This is a genomic window from Acidocella sp. MX-AZ02, from assembly GCF_000306035.1.
Lineage (GTDB): Bacteria > Pseudomonadota > Alphaproteobacteria > Acetobacterales > Acetobacteraceae > Acidocella > Acidocella facilis.
Map to the genome: position 1 here is coordinate 1,271,875 of NZ_JH976207.1, position 8,422 is coordinate 1,280,296.

The following is an 8,422-nucleotide window of genomic DNA, read 5'->3' on the forward strand; positions in this document are numbered from 1 at the left end:
CCTGGGATCCTTACGCGATCAAGCCGCGCTTTTGCTCGTTGATCTGTATGTGCGACGGCGTGAAGGCTTCCTTGAGGAAGGGGATCAGCTTGTAGGGGTCGCAGCAGCCGCACATGAACACGTCCAGAGCGGCGAAGTTACGTTCCGGCCAGCTATGGATGGAGATGTGGCTTTCGGCCAGCACGACGACGCCGGAGACGCCGCCATTCGGCTCGAAATGGTGGAAATGGTGGTGCAGGATGGTGGCGCCGGCGGCGCGCGCGCCGTCGCACAGCGTCTGGTCGATCAGCTGCGGGCTATCCAGGTTGGAAGCGCCCCAAAGATCGATGATCAGGTGCATGCCGGCGTACTTCACGCCGTCTTTTTCGACGTAATAGTCCTTCTGTGCCTCGTCGGAGACCGTGGAAATCATCTGGTTTTCGCTCGGAGACTCCGAGACCATCCCCAGTTGGGCAAGTGCGTTCATTGCGAACCCCCTAACTAGTAGACAGCCTGTAGAACATGACACCGCGTCATGCCCCCCTGGGCCAGTGGGGGCGGCTTATGAGGCCATCCCCCCCTGGATGCAAGTGATATTTTGCCCCCAGACCCCAAAAAATTTAACCCCTGCCCCGCGTTGGCGGAGCAGGGGGTTTTCGTGAAAGACGCAAGCAGGAAACAAAGAAGTTTCCGTTACTCCGCCGCCTCCTGATAAGCCTCCAACGGTGCGCAGGAGCAGACCAGGTTGCGGTCGCCATAGACGTTATCCACCCGCTTCACCGGCGGCCAGTATTTCTGCGCCGCCACGTAGGACAGCGGGAAGGCGGCCACCTGCCGGGAATAGCCATGCGCCCACTCTTCCGCCATCAGCTCGGCGGCGGTGTGCGGGGCGTTCTTCAGCGGGTTGTCATCCTTCGGCCAGGTGCCGGAGGCGATCAGCGCGATCTCCCCGGCGATGCTCAGCATCGCGTCGCAGAACCGGTCCAGCTCCGCCTTGTCCTCGCTTTCGGTCGGCTCGATCATCAGCGTCCCGGCGACGGGCCAGGACATGGTCGGCGCGTGGAAGCCGTAATCGGCGAGGCGCTTGGCGATATCCTCCACCTGCACGCCGGAGGTGGCGGCAAAGCCACGGCAATCGACGATGCATTCATGCGCGACGCGCCCCTGCTCGCCCCGATACAGAATCGGGTAGGCCTGGGAGAGTCGCGTGGCGATGTAATTGGCGTTCAGGATCGCCGCGCGCGTCGCCTGGGTGATGCCCTCCGGCCCCATCAGCCGGATATAAGCGTAGGGGATGGGCAGGATCAGCGCCGAGCCGAACGGTGCCGCGCAAACCGGCCCGAAGCCCGTTTCCGGCCCCGCATCCGCGCGCAGCGGATGGGTGGGCAGATGCGGCGCCAGATGTGCCGCCACCCCAATCGGCCCCACGCCGGGCCCGCCGCCGCCATGCGGGATGCAGAAGGTCTTGTGCAGGTTGAGATGGCAAACATCGGCGCCGATATTGGCCGGGCTGGTCAGCCCCACCTGCGCGTTCATATTGGCGCCATCCATATAGACCTGCCCGCCCACCTCATGCACCGCCTGCACGATGTCGCGGATCGCGGTCTCGAACACGCCATGGGTGCTGGGATAGGTGATCATCAGCGCCGCGATGCGCGGGCCGTAGGCGACAATCTTCGCCTGCATATCGGCCAGTTCGACATTGCCCTGCTTGTCGCAGGCGGTCACCACGACCTTATAGCCCGCCATCGTCGCGGAGGCCGGGTTGGTGCCGTGCGCCGAGGCAGGGATCAGGCAGATATCCCGCGCCCCCTCGCCGCGCGCCTCATGATAGGCGCGAATCGCGAGCAGCCCGGCATATTCACCCTGCGCCCCGGAATTGGGCTGCAGCGACACCGCCGCGAAGCCCGTCACCTCGCACAGCAACGCCGCCAGCTCGTCGATGAGCTGCTTGAAGCCCAGCGTCTGCGCGGCCAGCGCGAAAGGATGCAGGCTGGCGAATTCCGGCCAGGTGATCGCCGCCATCTCCACCGCGGCGTTGAGCTTCATCGTGCAGGAGCCAAGCGGGATCATCGAGCGGTTGAGCGCGACATCCTTATCCTCCAGCCGCTTCAGATAACGCAGCATGGCGTGCTCGGAATGATGCGCGCTGAACACCTCCTCAGTGCAGAACCGGCTCTTGCGCTCCAGCTCTGCCGGAATCGAGACCGCCGCCTCCCCCAGCGTGCCGCCGAACAGCCCGGCCAGCGCCTCCAGCGCAGAGCGGGTAACGGTTTCATCCAGCGCGATGCCGATGCCGGTTGCATCGATGCGGCGCAGATTGAACCCGGCCGCCTCGGCCTTCTCCATCAGCGCCTGCGCCTGCGCGCCGGCCTCGATCGCCAGCGTGTCGAAATACGCCGTGTGGCGCAGCGAGAAGCCAGCCTTGGCCACCACATCCGCCAGCAGCCGCGCCTGCAGGTTGACCCGCCGCGCAATCGCCTTCAACCCCTCCGGCCCATGCCAAGCGGCATAGAACCCGGCCATCACCGCCAGCAGCACCTGGGCGGTGCAGATATTGCTGGTCGCTTTCTCGCGGCGGATATGCTGCTCGCGGGTCTGCAAGGCCAGGCGCATCGCCGGCCGCCCGGCGGCATCCATCGAAACCCCCACCAGCCGCCCCGGCATGGCGCGCTTGAACGCGTCGCGGGTGGCGAAATAGCCGGCATGCGGGCCGCCAAAGCCCATCGGCACGCCAAAGCGCTGGGCGGAGCCGACGGTGATATCCGCCCCCATCTCGCCCGGCGGGGTCAGCAGCGTCAGCGCCAGCAGATCGGCGCAGACGATGCTCATCGCCCCGGCCGCCTTGCCCGCCGCAATCTCGCCAGAGAGGTCGCGCACCTGCCCGGTGGACCCCGGATAATTCAGCACCAGCGCGAACGGCTTCGCCGCGCTGATCGCCGCCGCATCACCCGGCGCCACATCGACAATCTCCCAGCCCAGCGGCCAGGCGCGGGTGGCGATCACGGCGCGGGTCTGCGGATGCACATCCTTCGCCACCGCGATCACGTTGCTGCCGGCCTTGTGCAAGGAGAAGGCCATCGCCACGCCCTCGGCGGCGGCGGTGGCCTCGTCCAGCAGCGAGGCATTGGCGATATCCAGCCCGGTCAGCGAGGCGATCATGGTCTGGAAGTTCAAAATCGCTTCCAGCCGCCCCTGGCTGATCTCCGCCTGATAGGGCGTATAGGCCGTGTACCAGCCCGGATTCTCCAGCACATTGCGCTGGATCACCGGCGGGGTGACGGTGCCGTGATAGCCCATGCCGATCAGCGAATGCTTCACCACATTGCGGCTGGCGATCTGGCGCAGCCGCTCCAGCAGCGCCGCCTCATCCTCGGCGGCGGGCAGCGCCAGCGCGGCATTGGTGCGGATGCTCTCCGGAATCGTCTGGGCGATCAGCCCTTCCAGGCTCGGCGCGCCCACGGCCTTCAGCATCGCGGCAATCTGCGCCTCGTTGGGGCCGATATGCCGGCCCACGAAACTATCCGGCCGCTCCAGCGCGGCCAGTTCGGTCAATGCGTTCACGAAAGCGTCCCCAGAAATTCGTCATAGCCGGCGCGGTCCATCAGCTCGGTCAGCGCCGCAGGGTCCTGCAGGCGCAGCTTGAAGAACCAGCCCTCGCCCTCGGCGGCGCTGTTCACCTTCGCCGGCTCATCGACGATGCTCTGATTGACCTCCGCCACCGTGCCGGAGAGCGGCGCATACACGTCGGAGGCCGCCTTCACGCTCTCCACCACCGCGCAGGCCTCGCCCTTGCCGACCGAGCGCCCCGGCTCCGGCAGCTCGACGAACACGATATCGCCCAGCGCCGCCTGGGCGTGGTCGGTGATGCCGATCGTGGCCAGCCCATCCGCCCCGACGGCGACCCACTCATGATCCTTGGAATAGAAAATCTGCGACATGAGCCTTACCTTTCAGCGGACATAGTTATGAGGAACGAAGGGCAGGTCCGTGACCTGCCCGGGAAGCGGCTTGTCACGCACGATCAGATCGAGCGCGGTGCCGGTTTCAGCCGCATCGGCGCGGACATAGCCGAGCGCGATCGGGGCATTCAGTGTGGGGGAAAACACCCCGGAGGTGACATGGCCGAGGCTCTGCCCGTCCTTGCCCCGGATCTCGGCCCCGGCACGGGCGGGCGCGCGGCCCTCCAGCCTTATGCCGACCAGACGCCGCGCCGGCCCCTTGGCCTGCACCGCCGCCAGCGCGGCGGCACCCAGGAAATCCGCATGCGCCAGCCGCTTCTTCGAGAGCGCGAAGCCGAGCCCGGCGGAAACCGGGTCGGTCGTCTCATCGATATCATTGCCATAGAGCGGCAGCCCGGCTTCCAGCCGCAGCGAATCCCGCGCCCCGAGTCCCGCCAGCACCGCGCCGCGCGCCAGCAGCTTTTCCGCCAGCGCCTCGCCATTCTCGCCGGCACAGCCAATCTCGAATCCGTCCTCGCCGGTATAGCCGGAGCGGGTGATGATGCAGTCGATCCCCTCGACCACCAGCGCCGCCACATCCATGAATTTCAGCCCGGCCGCCTCGGGCAGCACATCCTTGGCTTTCGGGCCCTGCAGGGCGAGCAGCGCGCGGTCGAACCTGGTATGGACATCGAGTCCATTGCCACGCAGATGCGCCACATCCGCCGCCTTGCGCCCGGCATTCAGCACCAGCTGGATATGCGCGCCGAGATTGGCCATCATCAAATCATCGAGAATGCCACCCGCCTCATTCAGCAGCAGCGTATAACGCTGCCGCCCCGGCTTCAGCCCGGCGACGTCGCCCGGCACGAAGCGGGCCAGCCCGGCCACGTCGGCAATCTCCGCCTGCCCCATATGCGAAACATCGAACAAGGCCGCACCCGTGCGGCAGGCCATATGTTCGGCGATGATACCCTGATATTGCAACGGCATATCATAGCCGGCGAATTCCACCATGCGCGCGCCGCGCCGGCGATGCAAAGCGTCCAAAGGAGTCTGGGCCAAAAGAAAAATCCCCCAAAAGTCAGTTCACCCGGCGCGCGGCGCGCCCCGGAAAATCTGACCCCCCTCTGTCCTGTGACCTGAGAGATTCGGGTGGTGAAACCCTTGACCCCGTCGGTGCGGCGGGGGCTCCCGCCGGCTTTCCAGAGTGTCCTTCCCCGCAAAACGGCGACCGATCCGCAGCCCTTTTGCCTGAGCGGTTCCGGGGGCCGGTTGCGCCTTCGGCGGCGGGGCAAGCCCCGCTCTCTCCTGCGTCCGCGTAAGGACGCTTCCCTTTTGCCCGAGGGTACGTATTTTGCAAAGCTGAATCTGCCCCTTACGCGCAAAAACCAGATCGAGGCCCCGCATGCTAGACGCCAACCAGACCGCCCCCGCCCTCGCGGTGGAGAACATCCATAAATCCTTCGGATCGGTGGAGGTGCTCAAGGGCGTGTCCCTGTCGGCGCGCGACCAGGATGTGATCGCCATTCTCGGCTCCTCCGGATCGGGCAAGAGTACCTTCCTGCGCTGCATCAACATGCTGGAAATGCCCGACCAGGGCAGTGTCGCGATCAAGGGCGAGACCATCGCGATGACCCAGGGCAAGGGCGGCCGCGCCTGTGCCGACCCGAAACAGCTGGAGCGGCTGCGCGCCCGGCTCTCCATGGTGTTCCAGCAATTCAATCTCTGGGGCCATATGAACGTGCTGCAGAACGTCATGGAAGCGCCGGTGCATGTGCTCAAGCAAGACAAGAAGACCGCCCGCGCCAAGGCCGAGGCGATGCTGGAGAAGGTCGGGCTCTCCGCCAAGCTGGACGCCTTCCCCGCCCAGCTCTCCGGCGGCCAGCAGCAGCGCGTCGCCATCGCCCGGGCGCTGGCGATGGAGCCTGACGTGCTGCTGTTCGATGAGCCGACCTCGGCTCTGGACCCGGAGCTGGTCGGCGAGGTGCTGAAAGTGATGCGCGATTTGGCCAAGGAAGGCCGCACCATGCTCGTCGTCACCCATGAGATGGGCTTCGCCCGCGAGGTCGCAAGCCGGGTGATGTTCCTGCATAAAGGCCAGACCGAGGAGGAAGGCGCGCCACACGAGATGTTCGCCGCGCCCAAGACCGAGCGCTTCCGGCAATTTCTGTCGAGCACATTGAAACATTGATAGAATTGATGGGATTGCGCGAAGCCCCTGCCTCTCCCACATGAGAGTTCCATAACGGCCGGATCTCGCTTGCTCCCTATGCTCTCCATCAAATCTCCGCCCTCTTCCCAAGCGCAGGCCGCCGTTTTGCTTGTGGAAGACGAGCCGGTGATCCGGCTGCTGCTGGCGGAAGCGCTGCGCAATGAGGGCCTGCGCGTCATCGAGGCGAGCAACGCCGACGATGCCTGGACCTATCTGCAAGCCGGCGGCGATGCGGATCTGGTGTTTTCGGACATCACCATGCCGGGCTCGATCAACGGGCTGGAGCTGATGCGCCGCATCGCCACCGCCTATCCGGAACTCAAACGCATCATCACCTCCGCCAATCCGGGCCGGGAGAATGTTTCGGCGCTGGGCCTGTTCCTGGCCAAGCCCTACCGGCTGGAGACGGCGGCGAAGGCGACATTGGACCTGCTGGGACGGGAGGCGAAATGAGCGAGACGGAAGAGCTGTTACGGGTTCTGCTGGTGGAACCCGATGTGCTGGTGCGCCATACGGTGGCGGAATATCTGCGCGAATGCGGCTATCACGTCGCCGAGGCGGCCGGGCTGGAGGAGGCGCGGCATCTGCTGGACTCCGGCAAGGTGCTGGTGGATGTGCTGTTCTCCCGCGGCGAGGTCGGCTTTGCCGCGGCGCGCCTGGCCCGCGAGGCCTTCCCGGATCTCGACGTGGTGCTGAGCGCCGGCCTGGCCAGCACCGCCGCCAAAGCGCATGATCTGTGCGAGATGGGGCCGGAAGAAAACCCGCCTTACGATCATCAATATCTGCTGGAGCAGATCAAGCGGCTCACCGCCCGGCGGCACGGCCAGTAAGCGCGTTCGCGCTGAAAAGCTGATGCGCCCGGCAGCCGGCTTTACCGTGCCGGGGCGTTGTTAAATAAAGCTTTGCCTCCCTATCTTAGAGGTAGAGCAACACGACCCTGACTGGAATCATTCAGGGTCGTAAAGTGGCTCGTCGAAACAAAGAGCTAGAGCGCGCCGACCGTTTACGGTCAGCCTGAAAGCGCTCTAGGTTGCATTACCTTCGATTCAGGGACGAGCATGGCAGACGACCCGTATAAAATTCTCGGTGTGAAGAAAGAGGCCAGCGCGGACGAAATCCGTTCCGCCTATCGGAAGCTGGCGAAGAAGCACCATCCGGATCTCAACCCCGGCAACAAGGCGGCGGAGGAGACCTTCAAATCCATCTCCGGCGCCTATGACCTGCTCAGCGACGCCGAGAAGCGCGGCAAATATGATCGCGGCGAGATCGACGCCTCGGGGGCCGAGCGTCCCCAGGCGCAGAGCTGGCGCCAATATGCCGAGGCCGGGCCGGGCGAGCGCTACGCCTATTCCGGTGCCGGCGGTGGCGCGGATTTCGAGGATCTGTTCGGCAACATCTTCAACCAGCGCCCGCGCGGCCCGGCCAAGGGGCGGGATCGGCAATATAGCCTGGAGGTTGGCTTCCTGGAGGCGGTAAGCGGCGCCACAAGGCGCATCACCTTGCCCGATGGCGGCACGCTGGATGTGAAAATTCCCCCCGGCACCGAGGAAGGGGATATTCTGCGCCTGCGTGGCAAGGGCGATCCCGGCGCCAAAGGCGGGCCGGATGGCGATGCGCTGATCGAAATCCATATCGCGCCGCATAAATTCTACCGCCGCCTGGGCCGCAATATCCATATGGAAGTGCCGGTCTCGATGAAGGAGGCGGTGCTGGGGGCGAAGATCACCCTGCCCACCCCGGCCGGCGATGTGGCGATGACGATCCGCCCCGGCACCGAGAGCGGCACCGAAATGCGGCTGCGCGGGCGCGGCGTGCCGGCGCATGGCAAGCACGAGGCGGGGGATCTGCATGTGAAGCTGAACGTGGTCATCGGCCCGGCCGATGCGGCGTTGAAGACATTCCTGGAAGGCTGGGAGCAGCCCGGCTTCAACCCAAGGGAGGGGCTGAAATGATGGATTTCGAGTCTCTGCATATTTCCGGGCTGGACGAGGCGGAACTGGGCGGCTGGATCGAGGCCGCCTGGGTCCGCGCGCGCGGCGCGCAGGGGGCATGGCAGTTCGAGGCGGTGGATGTAGCGCGGATCAGGCTGATCCAGACGCTGCGCCATGATCTGGAGATTGGCGAGGCGGCGATGCCGGTGGTGCTGTCGCTGCTGGACCAGCTCTACGAGTTGCGGCGCAACGCGGCGAAGCTGAACGCGGCGCTGGCGAGCCTGCCGCCGGAGGCGCGCGAGGCGATTCTGGATAAACTAAATAAATAAAAGTTTTTGGTGTCGCTTTTTTCAGGG

General features: G+C 65.3%; 9 protein-coding genes and 2 riboswitches. Of the genes, 5 read left to right on the forward strand and 4 right to left on the reverse strand.

Annotated features, from left to right (window positions below; genetic code table 11):
• Positions 1 to 10: 10 nt before the first annotated feature.
• From speD to gcvT, 4 genes are all read right to left on the reverse strand, one after another.
• Positions 11 to 466, reverse strand: a complete 456-nt coding sequence (gene speD / locus MXAZACID_RS06265; protein WP_008493330.1) for an adenosylmethionine decarboxylase — start codon at positions 464 to 466, stop codon at positions 11 to 13.
• Positions 467 to 672: 206 nt separating this feature from the next.
• Complete coding sequence (gcvP, locus tag MXAZACID_RS06270) at positions 673 to 3,543, reverse strand: aminomethyl-transferring glycine dehydrogenase (protein WP_039884765.1); 2,871 nt, start codon at positions 3,541 to 3,543, stop codon at positions 673 to 675.
• The gene (gene gcvH, locus MXAZACID_RS06275; protein WP_008493332.1) at positions 3,540 to 3,920 is read right to left on the reverse strand and encodes a glycine cleavage system protein GcvH; all 381 of its coding nucleotides are present in this window, start codon (positions 3,918 to 3,920) and stop codon (positions 3,540 to 3,542) included. Before gcvH ends, gcvP begins: the two co-directional genes overlap by 4 nt.
• Before the next feature lie 12 nt (positions 3,921 to 3,932).
• Positions 3,933 to 4,970, reverse strand: a complete 1,038-nt coding sequence (gcvT, locus tag MXAZACID_RS06280; protein WP_008493333.1) for a glycine cleavage system aminomethyltransferase GcvT — start codon at positions 4,968 to 4,970, stop codon at positions 3,933 to 3,935.
• A 70-nt stretch (positions 4,971 to 5,040) separates the two neighbouring features.
• Positions 5,041 to 5,139: riboswitch (glycine riboswitch) on the reverse strand.
• 13 nt (positions 5,140 to 5,152) lie between these two features.
• Positions 5,153 to 5,244: riboswitch (glycine riboswitch) on the reverse strand.
• Positions 5,245 to 5,328: 84 nt separating this feature from the next.
• Here gcvT and MXAZACID_RS06285 point away from each other — a divergent pair.
• The 5 genes from MXAZACID_RS06285 (at position 5,329) to MXAZACID_RS06305 (ending at position 8,395) form a co-directional block, all read left to right on the forward strand.
• Complete coding sequence (locus MXAZACID_RS06285) at positions 5,329 to 6,114, forward strand: ABC transporter ATP-binding protein (protein ID WP_008493334.1); 786 nt, start codon at positions 5,329 to 5,331, stop codon at positions 6,112 to 6,114.
• Between the two features lie 132 nt (positions 6,115 to 6,246).
• On the forward strand, positions 6,247 to 6,588 hold the full coding sequence (locus tag MXAZACID_RS06290; protein WP_205619739.1) for a response regulator: 342 nt from the start codon (positions 6,247 to 6,249) through the stop codon (positions 6,586 to 6,588).
• Complete coding sequence (locus MXAZACID_RS06295; RefSeq protein ID WP_008493336.1) at positions 6,585 to 6,965, forward strand: response regulator; 381 nt, start codon at positions 6,585 to 6,587, stop codon at positions 6,963 to 6,965. Before MXAZACID_RS06290 ends, MXAZACID_RS06295 begins: the two co-directional genes overlap by 4 nt.
• 228 nt (positions 6,966 to 7,193) lie before the next feature.
• Positions 7,194 to 8,087: a DnaJ C-terminal domain-containing protein gene (locus tag MXAZACID_RS06300; RefSeq protein ID WP_008493338.1), complete on the forward strand. Its 894-nt coding sequence runs from the start codon at positions 7,194 to 7,196 to the stop codon at positions 8,085 to 8,087.
• Entirely contained in the window at positions 8,087 to 8,395 is a 309-nt protein-coding gene (locus MXAZACID_RS06305) for a chaperone modulator CbpM (RefSeq protein WP_205619740.1), read from the forward strand. Before MXAZACID_RS06300 ends, MXAZACID_RS06305 begins: the two co-directional genes overlap by 1 nt.
• Positions 8,396 to 8,422 lie beyond the last annotated feature (27 nt).

Bases quoted from the DNA above. Each gene is read 5' to 3' on its own strand.
- MXAZACID_RS06300 (WP_008493338.1), top strand. From the start codon at position 7,194: ATGGCAGACGACCCGTATAAAATTCTCGGTGTGAAGAAAGAGGCCAGC.
- MXAZACID_RS06305 (WP_205619740.1), top strand. From the start codon at position 8,087: ATGGATTTCGAGTCTCTGCATATTTCCGGGCTGGACGAGGCGGAACTG.
- speD (WP_008493330.1), bottom strand. From the start codon at position 466: ATGAACGCACTTGCCCAACTGGGGATGGTCTCGGAGTCTCCGAGCGAA.
- MXAZACID_RS06295 (WP_008493336.1), top strand. From the start codon at position 6,585: ATGAGCGAGACGGAAGAGCTGTTACGGGTTCTGCTGGTGGAACCCGAT.
- gcvH (WP_008493332.1), bottom strand. From the start codon at position 3,920: ATGTCGCAGATTTTCTATTCCAAGGATCATGAGTGGGTCGCCGTCGGG.
- MXAZACID_RS06285 (WP_008493334.1), top strand. From the start codon at position 5,329: ATGCTAGACGCCAACCAGACCGCCCCCGCCCTCGCGGTGGAGAACATC.